9 protein-coding genes are annotated in these 16,637 nt (G+C 66.0%); 3 read left to right on the forward strand and 6 right to left on the reverse strand.

Going from position 1 to position 16,637, the window contains the following annotated elements:
• Positions 1–30: 30 nt before the first annotated feature.
• The 3 genes from uca (at position 31) to ppdK (ending at position 8,789) form a co-directional block, all read left to right on the forward strand.
• On the forward strand, positions 31–3,696 hold the full coding sequence (gene uca, locus BLV04_RS00145; RefSeq protein WP_093026922.1) for an urea carboxylase: 3,666 nt from the start codon (positions 31–33) through the stop codon (positions 3,694–3,696).
• Positions 3,693–5,555, forward strand: coding sequence for an allophanate hydrolase (atzF, locus tag BLV04_RS00150; protein WP_093026924.1), 1,863 nt, complete (start codon positions 3,693–3,695; stop codon positions 5,553–5,555). The genes uca and atzF overlap by 4 nt, the downstream gene beginning before the upstream one ends.
• Before the next feature lie 459 nt (positions 5,556–6,014).
• Positions 6,015–8,789, forward strand: coding sequence for a pyruvate, phosphate dikinase (gene ppdK / locus BLV04_RS00155; RefSeq protein WP_093026926.1), 2,775 nt, complete (start codon positions 6,015–6,017; stop codon positions 8,787–8,789).
• A 202-nt stretch (positions 8,790–8,991) separates the two neighbouring features.
• On the opposite strand, the gene BLV04_RS00160 is transcribed toward ppdK, so the two are convergent.
• The 6 genes from BLV04_RS00160 to ribF form a co-directional block, all read right to left on the reverse strand.
• Positions 8,992–9,456: a DsrE family protein gene (locus BLV04_RS00160; RefSeq protein ID WP_093026928.1), complete on the reverse strand. Its 465-nt coding sequence runs from the start codon at positions 9,454–9,456 to the stop codon at positions 8,992–8,994.
• A gap of 209 nt (positions 9,457–9,665) precedes the next feature.
• Complete coding sequence (locus BLV04_RS00165; protein ID WP_093026930.1) at positions 9,666–10,709, reverse strand: succinylglutamate desuccinylase/aspartoacylase family protein; 1,044 nt, start codon at positions 10,707–10,709, stop codon at positions 9,666–9,668.
• A 458-nt stretch (positions 10,710–11,167) separates the two neighbouring features.
• The gene (rimK, locus tag BLV04_RS00175) at positions 11,168–12,073 is read right to left on the reverse strand and encodes a 30S ribosomal protein S6--L-glutamate ligase (protein ID WP_093026934.1); all 906 of its coding nucleotides are present in this window, start codon (positions 12,071–12,073) and stop codon (positions 11,168–11,170) included.
• Entirely contained in the window at positions 12,070–12,552 is a 483-nt protein-coding gene (gene lspA, locus BLV04_RS00180) for a signal peptidase II (protein ID WP_175534423.1), read from the reverse strand. The genes rimK and lspA overlap by 4 nt, the downstream gene beginning before the upstream one ends.
• Positions 12,553–12,646: 94 nt before the next feature.
• On the reverse strand, positions 12,647–15,478 hold the full coding sequence (ileS, locus tag BLV04_RS00185) for an isoleucine--tRNA ligase (RefSeq protein ID WP_093026938.1): 2,832 nt from the start codon (positions 15,476–15,478) through the stop codon (positions 12,647–12,649).
• Between the two features lie 136 nt (positions 15,479–15,614).
• Positions 15,615–16,610, reverse strand: coding sequence for a bifunctional riboflavin kinase/FAD synthetase (gene ribF, locus BLV04_RS00190; RefSeq protein WP_093026940.1), 996 nt, complete (start codon positions 16,608–16,610; stop codon positions 15,615–15,617).
• Positions 16,611–16,637 lie beyond the last annotated feature (27 nt).

Raw genomic sequence — 16,637 nt, forward strand, 5'->3', positions numbered from 1 at the left:
ACGACCCGCGACCGCTCGGAATCGCCGACGATGTTCGACAAGGTCCTGATTGCCAACCGCGGCGCGATTGCCTGCCGCATCATCCGCACGCTCGACGCCTTGGGTGTCGGGTCGGTGGCGGTCTATTCGCACGCCGATGCCGGGTCGCGGCATGTGAGCCTGGCGGGCGAGGCGGTCTGTATCGGCGAGGCGCTGGCGGCCGAGTCCTATCTGGACATGGGCCGGATCCTGGACGCGGCCGAGGCGACCGCGGCGCAGGCGATCCATCCGGGTTACGGCTTCCTGTCCGAGAACGCGAGTTTCGCGGAGGCCTGCGAGCAGCGTGGTCTGGTCTTCCTCGGACCGACCCCGACACAGTTGCGCGACTTCGGGCTCAAGCACCGCGCGCGCGAGCTGGCCGCGGCCAACGCCGTACCTCTGCTGCCCGGCAGCGGTCTGCTGGAGGACGCCGAGCAGGCGCGGCGCGAAGCGGCCCGGATCGGCTACCCGGTGATGCTCAAGAGCACGGCGGGTGGCGGCGGGATCGGGATGCAGCAATGCTCCGATGCCGATGAGCTGACCGATGCCTTCGAGCGGGTGCGTCGGCTTGGTCAAAGCAACTTCGCCGATGCCGGGATCTTCCTCGAGCGCTATGTCCGCGGGGCGCGGCACATCGAAGTGCAGATCTTCGGCGACGGGCTCGGCGGCATCGTGGCGCTCGGCGAGCGTGATTGCTCCCTGCAGCGGCGCAATCAGAAGGTCGTCGAGGAGACCCCCGCGCCGCATCTCCCGCCCGAGCTACGCGCCGCCATGCTGGAGACCGCACGCCGACTCGGTGCCGCGGTGGCCTATCGCTCGGCGGGAACGGTCGAATATATCTACGACCCCGAACGGGCCGCCTTCTACTTTCTGGAGGTCAACACGCGTCTTCAGGTCGAGCACGGTGTCACGGAGGCGGTGACCGGGGTCGATCTGGTCGAGTGGATGGTGCGTTTGGGGGCGGGCAGTCTGCCCGATCTCGGCGCGCTGGCCGTCGAGCCGCGAGGCCACGCAATCCAGGTCCGTCTCTATGCGGAGGATCCGGGCAAGGGGTTTCAGCCGAGCGCGGGGCTCTTGACCCATGTCGCGCTGCCGTTGGATGTCCGCGTCGACACCTGGATCGAGACCGGCACGCAGGTCTCGCCCTACTATGATCCGCTGCTCGCCAAGGTCATCGTCCATGCGGAGGATCGTCCCGCGGCGCTCGCACGCTTGGGGGAGGCGCTGGAGCGGACCGAGATCGCCGGCATCGAGACCAATCTTGCCTATCTGCGCCAAGTGATGCGCGATCCCGAGGTCGTGGCCGGGCGCCACCATACCGCGACGCTGGCGAGTTTCGACTATCGGCCCGAGACCATCGACGTCCTCGCGGCCGGCACCCAGACCACGGTGCAGGATTGGCCGGGCCGACTGGGCTACTGGGACGTCGGCATTCCTCCGTCCGGGCCGATGGACGATCTGGCGTTCCGGCTCGGCAACCGTCTGCTCGGCAACGCGCCCGACGCCGCAGGGCTCGAGCTGACGGTCACGGGCCCGACGCTGCGCTTCAATCGCGATGCGCTCGTCTGTCTGACCGGGGCCGAGATGGCGGCGGAGCTCGACGGACGTCCGCTGCCTTGGTGGCGTCCCGTGCCGATACGCGCAGGGCAGTTGCTGCGTCTCGGCGCGTTGGTCGGGTCCGGGGCGCGCGCCTATCTGACGGTGCGCGGCGGCCTGCAGGTTCCGACCTATCTCGGTAGCCGCGCCACCTTCACGCTCGGCCGATTCGGCGGGCACGGCGGGCGTCCGTTGCAGGTCGGGGATGTGCTGCATCTGGCGACCGACCCGGATCCGCTCGCCGAGCCGATCACGGATGGGAGCGATGGGCGCCCGAGCGTGCCCGGTCTCCCCAAATCCATCATCCCGCACTACGGCGACACCTGGACCTTGCGGGTGATCTACGGGCCGCACGGTGCCCCCGAATTCTTCACCGAGGAGGACATCGCGATCCTCTTCGCGACCGACTGGGAGGTGCACTACAACTCAAGCCGCACCGGCGTGCGTCTGATCGGCCCCAAGCCGACCTGGGCGCGGCCCGACGGCGGCGAGGCCGGGCTGCATCCATCCAATATCCACGACAACGCCTATGCCCTCGGGACGCTCGATTTCACCGGCGACATGCCCGTGATCCTGGGTCCGGACGGGCCGAGCCTGGGCGGGTTCGTCTGCCCGGCGACGGTCGTCTCGGCGGATCGCTGGTGTCTGGGTCAGCTCCGACCGGGCGATCGGGTGCGTTTCGTGCCGGTCTCTCAGGAGACCGCCAATGCGCTGGAGGCCGCACGGGACGACATGATCCTCCGGCTCGCGGCGCCGGCCGCGGTGAAGGCCAAGCCGGTGCCTCCTGCCGACCCGCGCCTGCGTCGGATCGATCCCCCCGAGCATCCGGTCGGCGTCACCTATCGGGCCTCGGGCGACAAGGATCTGCTCGTGGAGTACGGCCCGCAGGTGCTGGATATTCGGCTGCGCTTCCGGGTCCATGCCCTGATGCTCTCGCTCCGGGCCGAGCCGATCCCGGGTGTGCTGGAGCTCACGCCGGGCATCCGCTCCTTGCAGGTGCGCTACGACAGTCGTGCACTGAAGCTCGGCGCTCTGTTGGATCGGCTCGTCGAACGCGAGCAGGCGCTCGGCGATGTCGAGTCTCTGTCGGTTCCGGCGCGCGTGGTGCATCTCCCCCTGTCCTGGGACGACTCGTCCACCCGGCTCGCGATCGAGAAATACATGCAGTCGGTACGACCGGACGCACCCTGGTGTCCGAGCAACATCGAGTTCATCCGCCGCATCAACGGGCTCGACAGCATCGAGGAGGTCCGGCGCATCCTTTTCGAGGCGAGCTATCTGGTGATGGGTCTGGGCGATGTCTATCTGGGCGCGCCGGTCGCCACGCCGCTCGATCCGCGACATCGACTGGTGACGACCAAATACAACCCGGCGCGGACCTGGACGCCCGAGAATGCGGTCGGGATCGGCGGCTCCTATCTCTGCGTCTACGGCATGGAAGGGCCGGGCGGCTATCAGTTCGTCGGACGCACGCTCCAGATGTGGAATCGTTTCAAACGCACCCCGGATTTCGAGCGGCCCTACCTTCTGCGCTTCTTCGACCAGATCCGCTTCTATCCGGTCTCCGAGCAGGAGCTGACCGAGCTGCGCGAGGCCTTTCCGCGCGGCGGTTTTCGGCTTCAGGTCGAGGAGACGCAGTTCAGCCTGGCCGAATACCAGACGTTTCTCCAAACGAATGCGGAGTCGATCGCGGCCTTCAAGGCGCGCCAACAGGCCGCCTTCGAGGCCGAGCGGGAGCGCTGGGCCGCGGCCGGTCAGCTCGAGGTCGATCGGGATGTCGGCAACGGCGCCTCCGCGCACATCGACGAGCAGGCCGAGTCGCTCCGGCTCGCGCCCGGCGAGCTGGCGATCGAGAGCCATGTCCACGGCAGTGTCTGGCAGCTTGCTGTCGAGGTCGGGCAGCAGGTCGAATCCGGCCAAGTGCTGCTGGTTTTGGAGTCCATGAAGATGGAGATCGCCGTGCATGCCGACCGCAGCGGACGGGTCGCGCGCATCCTCTGTCGGAGCGGCGCCCAGGTGACACCCGGTCAGGCGTTGCTGGTGCTGGATACCGCCGCCGATGCAACGGAGACGACAGCATGAGCCGAACACCGCACTCGCCCCTGAACCTCTCGATCCGTCATCTCCGCGCCGCCTATCGCGAGGGCGGGCTCACGCCGGCGACGCTTGTGGAACAGATCCGCACTCGGATCGCCGAGCACGCGGCCGACAACATCTGGATCCATGTCCTGTCGGACGCCGAGCTGGCGCCTTACCTGGCAAGTCTGTCCGAGGCCGATCCGGAGACACTCCCGCTCTACGGCATCCCCTTCGCGATCAAGGACAACATCGACCTCGCGGGCGTGCCGACCACCGCCGCGCTGCCGGAGCTCGCCTGGACACCGGAGCGCTCCGCCACCGTCGTCGAGCGTCTGATCTCCGCCGGTGCGCTGCCGATCGGTAAGACCAATCTCGATCAGCTCGCGACCGGTTTGGTCGGCACCCGCTCGCCCTACGGCGCGGTGCCCAATGCATTCGATCCGGACTATATCGCCGGAGGCAGCAGCTCGGGCTCCGCCGCGGCGGTTGCGCACGGGCTCGTCAGCTTTGCTTTGGGGACGGACACTGCCGGCTCGGGACGTGTCCCGGCGGCGCTCAACAACCTGGTCGGCATCAAGCCGACCCGCGGTCTCGTCAGCACCCGCGGCGTGCTGCCGGCCTGCCGCACGCTCGACTGTGTGAGTCTCTTCACGCTGGATCTGGTCGATGCAGGCATGCTGATGCCGATCGCTGTCGGCTTTGATCCGGAGGATCCCTTCGCGCGGCCTGCACCCTCGTTGACGGCGGCGTCGTCGGCTGATGGACGCGCCGAGGCATCCTTTCGCTTCGGCGTACCCGCCGACCTTGAGTGGTTCGGCGACACGGCGAGTGCCAGTCTCTTCGAGGCAACGGTGAGACGACTGAGCGCACTCGGCGGCGAGGCGGTCACCGTCGACTTCACGCCCTTCGTCGAGGCGGCGCGTCTGCTCTACGAGGGGCCTTGGGTCGCGGAGCGCTATGCCGCAATCGAAGACTGGATCCGGACCCGCCCCGAGACCCTGCACCCGGTCACCCGCGCCATCATCGAGCCGGCCGCCGAGGCGCGCGCGGTCGACGCCTTCAAGGCCCAGTACCGACTGGCCGAGATCAAGCGCAGGACGGATGCGTTCTGGCCAGACCTGGACTGCATCCTGACCCCGACGATCGCAACGCCTTACCGCATCGCCGAGGTCGCCGCCGATCCGATTCGGCTCAACAGCAATCTGGGCTATTACACCAACTTCATGAACCTGCTCGACCTGGCCGCGGTGGCCGTGCCCGCCGGGATGCGGCCCGACGGTCTGCCGTTCGGCGTGACCCTTTTCGGTCCCGCCTTCAGCGACGGGATCCTCGCTCGCTTGGCCGAGCGCCTGCACCTGGATCCGAGCCAGACCGCTTGGCCGACCCAAGGCGCGACCGGGCATCCGGTGTCGCCGGGTTCGATTCAGCAGCCCAGGCGTCCCGCGGAGAACCTGCAGGAGTCCGAGCCCGAGGTGCTCCCGCTGGTCGTCTGCGGCGCACACCTATCGGGACTCGCGCTCAATCACCAACTGATCGAGCGCGGCGCCCGCCTCCTGTGCGCAACCAAGACCGCGCCTTGTTATCGCCTCTACGCACTCCCCGGCGGCCCGCCCGAGCGTCCCGGTCTGATCCGCGTCCCGACCGGCGGCGTCGCCATCGAGGTCGAGGTCTGGGCGCTCCCGCAGACGACCGTCGGCAGCTTCCTCGCCGGCATCCCCGCACCGCTCGGCCTGGGCAGCGTCGAGCTGGCCGACGGCCGTTGGGAAAAAGGCTTCATCTGCGAGGGCTTCGCGGCCGAGGGTGCGCGAGACATCAGTGCGCTCGGGGGTTGGCGGGCGTATCTGGGTGGCGATGGAGGTTGATGACGGCGGTCAGCTGCCCGCGCCAACGCCTCACGAAAAACGTAGGATGGGTAGAGCGAAGCGAAACCCATCCTTACAGCTCTAACGCTCAACCCGGGTGGCGGTAGAACGCAGCGAAACCCATCCTGTCCGCTCAGTCGCGTATTGGGTGGCGGCGCGGAAAAGATGAGTTCGCTGCGCTCGGGCTGGGTTTTCTAGTTTGGGGCGTGGTGCCGGGAGGATGGGTTTCGCTTCGCTCTACCCATCCTACGTTGTCCGGTTGCTTTTAAATCTGTCCGGAGAGATGACAGCGAGAGCAGAAAGCAGGCAGCAGAAAGCAGGCCCCGGCACCCTCCACACGAAATTCCCCCCGACCGAACCGCGAAGCTCTGCGACAATACGCCGGTCGCCGCGGCACGGGCCCGCGCGCCCGAGTCCAGACAACCCGCAACAAGAAGACGAGAGAGGTACATTCGAACAATGGCATCCCAAACCACCAAACACGTGTTCGCATTCGAAGAAGGGGACGGCAAGGACAAGAGACTGCTCGGGGGCAAGGGCGCCAATCTCTGCGAGATGACCCAGATGGGGCTGAACGTCCCGCCCGGTTTCGTCATCTCCACCGCGGCCTGCCTGGAATACCTCGACTCCCCCGATCATGCGCTGCCGGCCGGGCTGATGGATGCGGTGCACGCGCAGATGCGTGCCGTGGAGAAGAAGACCGGCAAGGGTTTCGGCGATCCGGACAAGCCGCTGCTGGTCTCCGTGCGTTCCGGCTCCGCCATGTCCATGCCCGGCATGATGGACACCATTCTGAACTTGGGGTTGAACGAGGAGACGCTGCAGGGCGAGATCCGCGCGACCGGAGATGCGCGCTTCGGCTACGACGCCTATCGGCGCTTCATCCAGCTCTTCGGCAAGGTCGCGCTCGGCGTGCCGGATGCGGCCTTCGATCATGAGCTCGAAGCGGTCAAGGAGGCGGCCCACGCCAAGCAGGACGTCGACCTCAGCGCGAGTGATCTCAAAGAGGTCAGCGAGCGCTTCCTGAAGGTCGTCGAGGCGCATACCGGTCAGCCCTTCCCGTCGGACCCTTACCGTCAATTGGAGATCGCCATCAAGGCCGTCTTCAACAGCTGGGGCGGCAAGCGCGCGGTCGACTACCGCAGACAGTTCCACATCACGCCCGAGATGGCCAACGGCACCGCGGTCAACGTGGTCACCATGGTCTTCGGCAACCGGGGCGACGACTCCGCCACCGGTGTCGCCTTCACGCGCAATCCGGGCTCGGGCGAGAACAAGCTCTACGGCGAGTATCTGGTCAACGCCCAGGGCGAGGACGTGGTCGCCGGGATCCGCACGCCCAAGCCGATCTCGCGGCTGCGCGTGGAGATGCCCGAGATGGCCGCTCAGCTCGACATCCTGCGCGAGAAACTCGAGACCCACTATCGCGAGGTGCAGGACTTCGAGTTCACCATCGAGCGCGGCCAGTTGTTCTGCCTGCAGACACGCAACGGCAAGATGAACGCGGTCGCCATGGTGCGCACCTCGGTGGAGATGGAGCGCGAGGGCCTGATCAACAAGGAAGAGGCGCTGCTGCGCATCCAGCCCGATCTGCTCGAGCAGATGCTCTTCCCGCGGCTGGATCCGAGCGTCAAGGCCGAGTCCGTTGCGCAGGGCCTGCCGGCATCGCCCGGTGCCGCCTCCGGCATCGCGGTCTTCGATGCGGATCGCGCCGAGCAGTTCGGCCATGAGCTCGGGCAGAAGGTCATCCTGGTGCGCGAGGAGACCAAGCCCGAGGACATTCACGGCTTCTTCGCGGCCGAAGGCATCTTGACCTCGCGCGGCGGCAAGACCTCGCACGCCGCCGTGGTTGCGCGCGGCATGGGCAAGCCCTGCGTTGCCGGCGCCGAAGGGATCAGCGTGGATGTGAACCGGCGCGAGGCGCGGGTCGGCTTGACCAGCTTCAAGGAAGGCGACGTCATCACCATCGACGGCACCTCGGGCAAGGTCTACCTCGGCGCCATCCCGACGGTCGAGCCCGACTTCACCCCCGAGCTCGACGTCCTCCTCGGCTGGTCGGACGAGGTGGCCCGGCTCAAGGTCATGGCCAACGCGGACACCCCCGTGGATGCCCGTCGCGCGCGCAAGTACGGTGCAGTCGGTATCGGTTTGGCGCGCACCGAGCGCATGTTCAACGACGTGGAGCGTCTGCCGGTCGTGATCGAGATGATCGTCGCCGAGACGCCGGAGACGCGTCAGGCGGCACTCGACAAGCTGCTGCCGCTTCAGCGCAAGGACTTCCGCGACCTGTTCGAGGTGATGGCGCCGAATCCGGTCACCATTCGGTTGCTCGACCCGCCGATCCACGAGTTCTTGCCGGACGAGCATGTCCTGGAGCGCGAGCTGACCGATCTGCGCGTGCTCGCCCGCAGCGCCCGCGGCATGACGGTGCTGGCCGGGGCCATGGGGTTGCTGCACTCGCCCGACAACGTCCGCCAGGACATCGAGTCGCTTCGGCGCATGGTGGATCCGGCGATCGTGGAGGAGGCCATCGCCAAGAAGGAGGCGATGCTGCGCAAGGTTCGAGCGCTCTACGAGACCAACCCCATGCTGGGTCATCGTGGCGTGCGTCTCGGCATCACCTTCCCCGAGATCTACCAGATGCAGATCCGGGCGATCCTGGAAGCGGCGGCCGAATGCACCAAGGCGGGCATCGAGGTCCATCCCCAGATCAAGGTGCCGCAGGTCTGCACCGCGCAGGAGCTGCGGTTGGTCAAGTCCTTCGTCGATGCCATCCACGACGAGGTCACCGAGACCTACGGCCAGCCGGTGAACTTCAAGTTCGGCACCATGATCGAGGTGGTGCGGGCATGCATGCGTGCCGAGTCGCTCGCCGAGGAGGCCGAGTTCTTCTCCTTCGGCACCAACGACCTGACGCAGGCGACCTTCTCCTTCTCGCGCGAGGATGCCGAGAACAAGTTCCTGCCGCTCTACAACCAGTCCGGCATCCTGCAGGACAATCCCTTCGAGGTGTTGGACGTGAAGGGCGTGGGCAAGCTGATGCAGCTGGCGGTGGACTGGGGCCGCTCGGTCAAGCCCAACCTGCATGTCGGCATCTGCGGCGAGCACGGCGGCCACCCCGCCTCCATCGCCTTCTGCCACCAGGCCGGATTGGATTATGTCAGCTGCTCGGGTCCGCGCGTTCCGGTCGCCCGGCTCGCGGCGGCCCATGCGGCTCTGAAGGCGGCTCGATAGGGAAGGGGGCCGGTTGTCCGGCCAGGGATGGCCGTTCGTTGCGGGAGCGCAGTCGTCCTCGCGGGCACGTCATCACATCAACCGTCGGAGGGGATATGATGGTCGGTCGCACTGCGCAGGGATGCGCTTCGATTACCGGAGAATGCGATACGCGGTTGGGCACGCTGCCCAACCCGCGCGTTTTCGGCTAGCCGCAAGGCTCTCAAGGCTTGATATAGGTGAAGCCTTGCTGTTGGAGTCGCGACAACTCGGCGACGCCGCTCGGGACGATATCGGCCTCGCTCACGTCGTACATGTCGTCCATCTCGACATTGCGACCCTTCAGGGTGTTCGCGCAGACCTCGAATGCTACGCCTTGCTGCTTCAGTCCGTCGATCCGGGCGGCCATGTCCGCGTCGGCGTTGGCTGCCTTCATCTTGGTTCCCTCCAAAGCGTCCGGCTCGACGACCAACGAGATCCCGTCGCCGTGCATCACGACCTTGACCTCGATGTTGTCGGCTCCGACCGCGTCGATGTGATTCTGAATGTTGCGCAGAGCGGCAACCTGCGTTTCCGCGTCGTCGACGTTGATGTGGTAGACGACCTTCTGGGGAGGGTATCCCTCGTCGGCGTAAGGGGCGCCGGCGGCAAGCAGGAAGAGGGAGGAAGCCAGGACGATACGTTTCATTCGATTTGATCCGATGATGGTTGTTGTCGGTTCTCGTGCGCGGGATCTGCCGGGTCTGCGTGCAACGCGATCCGCGAATGCGTCGTGTATGCAGCCTCGAACGGATTTCCGACCCCGTAACCGGGTTATAGCAGAGTCCGCGCCGACATTTCAGCGTTTTGAGCATGGATATGTCCGGCGTATCCGATGCCGTTTCGCCGTCAGGTCGGTTAAATGATGACGGTGTCCTCCTCGTCATCCGGATCGAGTGCATCCCGGTACTGCTCCAACAAGGCCGCGGCGGCCTCCGGCTTGCCGAAGCAGGCGAGGTGATATAGAGCCTCGCCCTCGGTGATGAGCGGGAGGTTTGTGCGGCCGATGACAATGGCGCTCACCGGCGAGAGCACCGGGTCGTCGACCGGTCGAAAGGGGTCGGTAACGATGCCCAGGGTATCGCCTTTGTTGACATGAGCGCCGAGCGGGGTGAGGGATAGCAGAATGCCGCTTTGATGGGCACGAACCCAGACGCTGGAGCGGGCGACGAGCGGTTCGTGTCCGATGGCCCGCCTCGCGGGGTTGGCGCGGATCATGCCGATGTGGCGCATGACCCCGAGAATGCCGCGCAGGCCCGCACGCACGGCAAACTCGTCGAAACGCAGCGCCTCGCCGCCCTCGTAAAGCAGGATGGGGATGTCGCGTGCGGCGGCCTCCGCACGCAGCGAGCCCGGCCGAACCTCCGCGTCCAGGATGACCGGTGTTTCGAATGCCTTGGCGAGAGCGGCCATGGTCTCGCTCGCGTTGAGAGTGACCCGGATTTGCGGAAGGTTCTCGCGGTGGATCGCCCCGGTATGGAGGTCGATCCCGTGGGTGGAACCCTCGACAACCTCACTGATGAGGGTTGCGGCGAGGCGTGCCGCGAGCGAGCCCTTTTCCGATCCGGGAAAGCTGCGGTTGAGGTCGCGTCGGTCCGGTAGGTAGCGTGACTGGCGGACATAGCCGTAGACGTTGACGACAGGTACGGCCAGCAGGGTACCGCGCAGGCGGCTCAATGACTTCTGCAACAGCAACCGCCGGATGATCTCGACCCCGTTGATCTCGTCGCCATGGACGGACGCCGTGACGAAAAGACGGGGGCCGGGCTTTCGGCCTCGAACGACATGCACCGGCATGAAGACCGGCGTGGTGGTGTAGAGATTGGGTAGCGGGATGTCGACCCGGGTGCGCTCTCCCGGTTGGATCTCGCGACCGGCGATGGTGACTGAGTCTGCGGTCATCGGCTGGCGTCCTTGGAGACAGACGCCGCGATCTTGTCATGAAATTGCCATCTTGTGGGGTTTGGCTTTCTGCCTCTTGCCTCTTGCCTCTTGCCTCTTGCCTCTTGCCTCTTGCCTCTTGCCTCTTGCCTCTTGCCTCTTGCCTCTTGCCTCTTGCCTCTTGCCTCTTGCCTCTTGCCTCTTGCCTCTTGCCTCTTGCCTCTTGCCTCCAGCTATTAGCTATCAGCTCTCGGCTTTCAGTCTAAGGTGATTTCCGAGAAAGGAGCTACCGGCGTGTAGGTGCGAATTTATTCGCACGCACAGCCCCCTCAGGTCTTCCGGGCATGTGCAGTCGGGATGCCTATTCCCGGCGATCACCTGAACGAAGCCGTTGAGCCGCAAAGGCGATGCAGAATAATGGGGCAGCTGGCAGCTGGCAGCTGGCAGCTGGCAGCTGGCAGCTGGCGGCTTTCCCGGGGTCACCCCTGTCCGCGTGTGCGGGTCTTGCCGAGCGCGGCGTTCTTCTCGACGAGCTCGATCATTTGCGAGGCGATGTCCTTGCCGGTGGCCCGCTCGATCCCCTCGAGTCCGGGGGAGGAGTTCACCTCCATCACCACCGGGCCATGATTGGAGCGCAGGATGTCCACGCCGGCAACGTTCAGGCCCATGATCTTGGCGGCTCGGGTGGCGGTCGAGCGCTCCTCGGGCGTGATGCGGATGAGTGAGGCACTGCCGCCGCGATGCAGATTGGAGCGGAACTCGCCGGGTTTGGCCTGGCGTTTCATGCTTGCAACGACCTTGTCGCCGATCACGAAACAGCGGATATCCGCGCCGTTGGCCTCTTTGATGTATTCCTGGACGAGGATGTTGACCTTGAGGCCCATGAATGCCTCGATGACGCTCTCCGCGGCTTGCTCGGTCTCCGCGAGCACGACACCGATGCCCTGCGTGCCCTCCAGGAGCTTGATGACGAGCGGGGCACCGCCGACCATCTTGATCAGGTCCTCGACATCGTCCGGTGCATGGGCGAACCCGGTGATGGGAAGCCCGATGCCCTTGCGCGAGAGCAGTTGCAGGGAGCGCAGCTTGTCGCGCGCGCGGCTGATGGCGACGGACTCATTGAGCGGATAAACCCCGAGCATCTCGAACTGACGCAGCACCGCGGTGCCGTAGAAGGTCACGGAGGCGCCGATGCGCGGAATGACCGCGTCGAAATCGGTCAACTCATCGCCGCGATAGTGGATCGAGGGTGCGTGCGAGGTGATGTTCATGTAGCAGCGCAGGACGTCGACGACCTTGGTCTCGTGTCCTCGGGCGCGTGCGGCCTCCACGATGCGGCGGGTCGAGTAGAGGGTCGGATTGCGCGAAAGGATGGCGATTCTCATGTCTTCTCGGGCGTTGCCAAGGTGGTGATCAACATGATCACGACGCCGACGCTGATGGCGCTGTCCGCGATGTTAAACGAGGGCCAGGGATTAAAGACGGCAAGCGGGATGAGGGGAAGATACACCTGGATAAAGTCGACGACGTGACCGAGCAGGACCCGGTCGATCAGGTTGCCGACTGCGCCGCCGATCAACAGCGCCAGGCCGAGGGCCAGCCAGCCCTCGCCCGACCTCAGGCGCAGCAACCAGACCGTGAGGGCGACGGTGATACCCACCGCGACGAGCGCGAACAGCCAGCGCTGCCAGCCGCCGGCATCGGCCAGAAAGCTGAAGGCGGCGCCGGTGTTGAACATCAAGGTGAGGTTGAGGTTCGGGATCAGCTCGATGACCTCGAACGGCTCGAGCAGGCCCAGCACGAACCACTTGGTCGCCTGGTCCAGAACCAGGACGACCAGCGAGAGCCAGAGCCAGTGTTTCATGACGCCGCCTCCGGTGCTCGGGCCAATCGCCGAGCCAATTTCCGAGTGGGTCCCCGATTGACCAGGGGAGGCGTCCGTCGCCGACGCCTGAGCTTTAGGCATAGCGGCGGACCTCGCCGCTGCCTGCGACATTCTCCTCGCAGCGACCGCAGAGCTCCGGGTGCTCGGCGTGTGTGCCGACATCGGGTCGATGGTGCCAACAGCGCACGCATTTGGTGTGCTTGGAAGGTCTGACCCTTACGGCAAGTCCCTTCAGCTCGGTCTCGAGCGCATCCGTCGGTTGCTCGCTCGACGGGTGCAGACGGACCTCCGAGGTGATGAGCGCAAAACGCAGCTCCTCGCCCAGGCGAGCGAGGACGGCGCCGAGGGGCTCGGCACAATAGAGATCCAGCTCGGCATCCAGCGACGAGCCGATCAGCCCCGCCTTGCGTGCGGTCTCCAGCGCGGGTCCGACGGCCAGCCGGGTCGCGATGACCTGATCCCAGAAGGCGCGGTCCGTGGGGTCGCCGTCGGCGAGCGGGAAGAGCCCCGCGTACCAGGTCTCGGCGAAGACGGTCTCGGCGCGCTCGCCCGGCAGGTGTTGCCAGATCTCCTCGGCGGTGAAGCTGAGGATCGGGGCGAGCCAGCGGCTCATGGCCTCGGCGATGTGGTACATCGCGGTCTGGCAGGAGCGGCGCGGCAGGCTGTCCGCCTGCGTGGTGTACTGACGGTCCTTGATGACGTCGAGATAGAAGGCGCCCATGTCGACGACACAGAACTGCTGGACCTTCTGATAGATGAGATGGAACTGGTAGTCGCGATAGGCCTCGATGATCTCGTCTTGAAGCCGACAGGCGCGATCCACGGCCCAGCGGTCCAGCTCGATCATGGCCTCGGGTGCAACACAGTCGGTCGCAGGATCGAAGCCGTTCAGGTTGGCGAGCAGGAAGCGCGCGGTATTGCGGATGCGCCGATAGGCATCCGCGGTGCGCTTGAGGATCTCGTCGCTCACGCTCATCTCGGTGCGGTAGTCGGTGGCCGCGACCCACAGACGGATGATGTCCGCGCCCAGGGTTTTCATGACATCCTGCGGCTTGACCACGTTGCCCTTGGACTTGGACATCTTCTCGCCCTTGGCGTCGACCGTGAAGCCGTGGGTCAGAACCTGTCGATAAGGAGCACGGTCGTGCATGGCCACCGAGGTCATGAGCGAGCTTTGGAACCAGCCGCGGTGCTGATCCGAGCCTTCCAGATAGAGATCGGCGGGCGCACGCAGCCCGTCGCGATGCTCGAGCACGCAGGCGTGGGTGACGCCCGAATCGAACCAGACATCCAGCGTATCCTGGACCTTGTCGTATTCGGCACCTTCGGTCTCGCCGAGCAGGTCGGCCGGCGCGAGCGCGAACCAGGCCTCGATGCCCTGCTGCTCGACTCGGCTTGCGACCTCCGCGATCAGCTCGGCGGTGCGCGGATGCAGCTCGCCGGTCACCTTGTGGACCAACAGCGTAATCGGCACGCCCCAGGTGCGCTGGCGCGAGATACACCAGTCGGGCCGGCCCTGGACCATGCCCTCGATCCGGCTCTGACCCCAATCAGGCATCCAACTGACATGGCCGATATCGCGCAAGGCGGCCTTGCGCAGACCCTGCCTATCCATACTGATGAACCACTGCGGCGTGGCGCGGAAGATGATCGGGGTCTTATGCCGCCAGCAATGCGGATAGCTGTGGGTGAAGCGGGTCGCCAGCAGCAGCGCGCCTTTGGCCTTCAGCGTCTCGACGACCTGCTCGTTGGCCTTGAAGACGTTCTCGCCCGCGAAGAGCGGCGTGTCGGGCAGGAAACGGCCGTCGCCGCCGACCGGGTTGTGGACCGGCAGGTGATAGCGCTGACCGACGATATAGTCCTCCAGACCATGGCCCGGCGCGGTATGAACGGCTCCGGTCCCGGCGTCGAGCGTCACATGCTCGCCGACGATCACGGGCACCTCGCGATCGTAGAAGGGGTGCTTGAGCTTGAGACCCTCGAAATCGATGCCGCGACCGTAGCCCAGCACGCGATACTGCTCGATGCCCCAGCGGGCCATGGTGTCCTTGAGCAGACCCTCGGCGACGATGAGTCGCTCGTGGCCCTGCGCGGACTCGACCGCGACGACGACGTACTCGAGCTCGGCATTGAGTGCGACCGCCTGGTTGGCCGGAAGGGTCCAAGGCGTGGTGGTCCAGATCACGATCGAGGCCGGACCCTCGCCGCAGCCGTTGGGCGTGCCGTGACAGCGGGCCTCGAGCGTCTCGGGCTCGACGACAGGGAAACGCACGTCGATTGCGATCGATTGCTTGTCGGCATACTCGACCTCGGCCTCGGCCAAGGCGGAGCCACAGTCGATACACCAGTGCACCGGCTTGAAGCCCTTCTGGACATGGCCGTTGGCAATGATGCGCCCGAGCGAGCGGATGATCTCGGCCTCGAAGGCGAAGTCCATCGTCAGATAGGGGTTTTCCCAGTCGCCCAGGACGCCGAGACGTTTGAAGTCGGCACGCTGGCCGTCGACCTGCTTGGCGGCATAGTCACGGCAGGCGACGCGAAACTCCGCGGCGCTGATCTTGTGTCCCGGTTTGCCCTTTTTCTTCTCGACCTGCAGCTCGATCGGCAGTCCGTGACAGTCCCAGCCCGGCACGTAGGGCGCATCGAATCCGTCGAGCGTGCGCGCCTTGACGATGATGTCCTTGAGCACCTTGTTGACCGCGTGACCGATATGGATCTCGCCGTTCGCGTAGGGCGGACCGTCGTGGAGGATGAAGGTCGGAGCCCCCGCGCGGGCTTGGCGGATGCGGGCATAGAGCGCCATCGACTCCCAGCGCTCGAGCATCGCGGGCTCGCGTTGGGCGAGGTTCGCCTTCATCGGGAAGCCCGTGTTCGGGAGATTCAGGGTGTCTTTGTAATCGGTCACGTGGCTTGGTCTCGGTGCGTCGGAAGGGGTCGCGTAGGATCCTCGAACGGGCTCCGGGGCGAACAAAGGGCGATTGTGGCTTGCTCGGTCGCGCGAGGCAAAGGCGATCGCGTCCGGGTCGGAGCCTCGAGCCGACTCAGGGCCGGTGGCCGGCGGCCGGGACCCGGGGGCTCTCGGGGTCATGCGGCCCGGTCGATCGGAGATACTCGCGCGCCACGCGCGCATCGACCTGGATTTGCTCCTTGAGCGCATCGAAGGACTCGAAGCGCTTCTCGTCGCGCAGCTTCAGGCGAAACTCGACCTCCAGGTGGTGCCCGTAGATCTCGCGATCGAAGTCGAAGAGATGGACTTCCAGGCGATAGTCCTTGCCGTTGACGGTCGGGCGTGTGCCGACGTTGGCCACACCCGGGAGCGGGTTCGGGCCGAGCCCGGACACCATGGCGGCATAAACGCCGCGCACCGGGCTGAAGCGGCGGTGCAGATCGATGTTCGCGGTCGGAAAGCCGATGCTGCGACCCCGTTTGGCGCCGTGGGAGACGCGTCCCTGCATCCGGTAGGGGCGCCCGAGGAGGTGACGGGCCTGCTCGAGGTCGCCGCGACCGAGCGCATCGCGCACCCGGGTGCTGCTGATTCGCTCGGTGCCGTGTGTAATGGTGTGCAGATCCTCGACCTCGAACCCGCTGTCGTCATTCCGGCCGGCCTGTCCCATCGCATGCAGCAGGGCATAGTCTCCCTCACGTCCGCGACCGAAGCGGAAGTCGTCGCCGACCAGGAGATAACGCACGCCAAGCCCGTCGAGCAGGAGCCGTTGCACGAAGTCGCGTGCCCCCATCCCGGCGAGCTTCGGGTTGAACTCGAGGAGCATCACCCGCTCGATGCCGCAGTCCTGGATCGCCGCCAGCTTTTCGCGCAGCCGCGTGAGCCGTGCGGGGGACGACTCGGGCGCGAAGAACTCCATCGGCTGCGGCTCGAAGGTGATGACGGTCGCCGGCAGACCGAGCTCCCGCCCGCGCGCCAACAGCCGCTGGAAGACGGTCCGGTGTCCCAAGTGGACACCGTCGAAGTTGCCGATGGTCGCAACGCAACCTCGGTCGGTCGGGCGCAGGTTGTGTAAGCCTCGGATCAGCCGCATTGCCATCTGCCTCGGGAAGCCGGAGCG

The organism is Thiocapsa roseopersicina, from assembly GCF_900106925.1.
GTDB lineage: Bacteria > Pseudomonadota > Gammaproteobacteria > Chromatiales > Chromatiaceae > Thiocapsa > Thiocapsa roseopersicina.

Excerpts from the sequence above, each read along its gene's own strand:
- ppdK (WP_093026926.1), top strand. The coding sequence starts at position 6,015 with ATGGCATCCCAAACCACCAAACACGTGTTCGCATTCGAAGAAGGGGAC.
- lspA (WP_175534423.1), bottom strand. The coding sequence starts at position 12,552 with ATGAAACACTGGCTCTGGCTCTCGCTGGTCGTCCTGGTTCTGGACCAG.
- uca (WP_093026922.1), top strand. The coding sequence starts at position 31 with ATGTTCGACAAGGTCCTGATTGCCAACCGCGGCGCGATTGCCTGCCGC.
- atzF (WP_093026924.1), top strand. The coding sequence starts at position 3,693 with ATGAGCCGAACACCGCACTCGCCCCTGAACCTCTCGATCCGTCATCTC.
- ribF (WP_093026940.1), bottom strand. The coding sequence starts at position 16,610 with ATGCGGCTGATCCGAGGCTTACACAACCTGCGCCCGACCGACCGAGGT.
- BLV04_RS00165 (WP_093026930.1), bottom strand. The coding sequence starts at position 10,709 with ATGACCGCAGACTCAGTCACCATCGCCGGTCGCGAGATCCAACCGGGA.
- BLV04_RS00160 (WP_093026928.1), bottom strand. The coding sequence starts at position 9,456 with ATGAAACGTATCGTCCTGGCTTCCTCCCTCTTCCTGCTTGCCGCCGGC.
- rimK (WP_093026934.1), bottom strand. The coding sequence starts at position 12,073 with ATGAGAATCGCCATCCTTTCGCGCAATCCGACCCTCTACTCGACCCGC.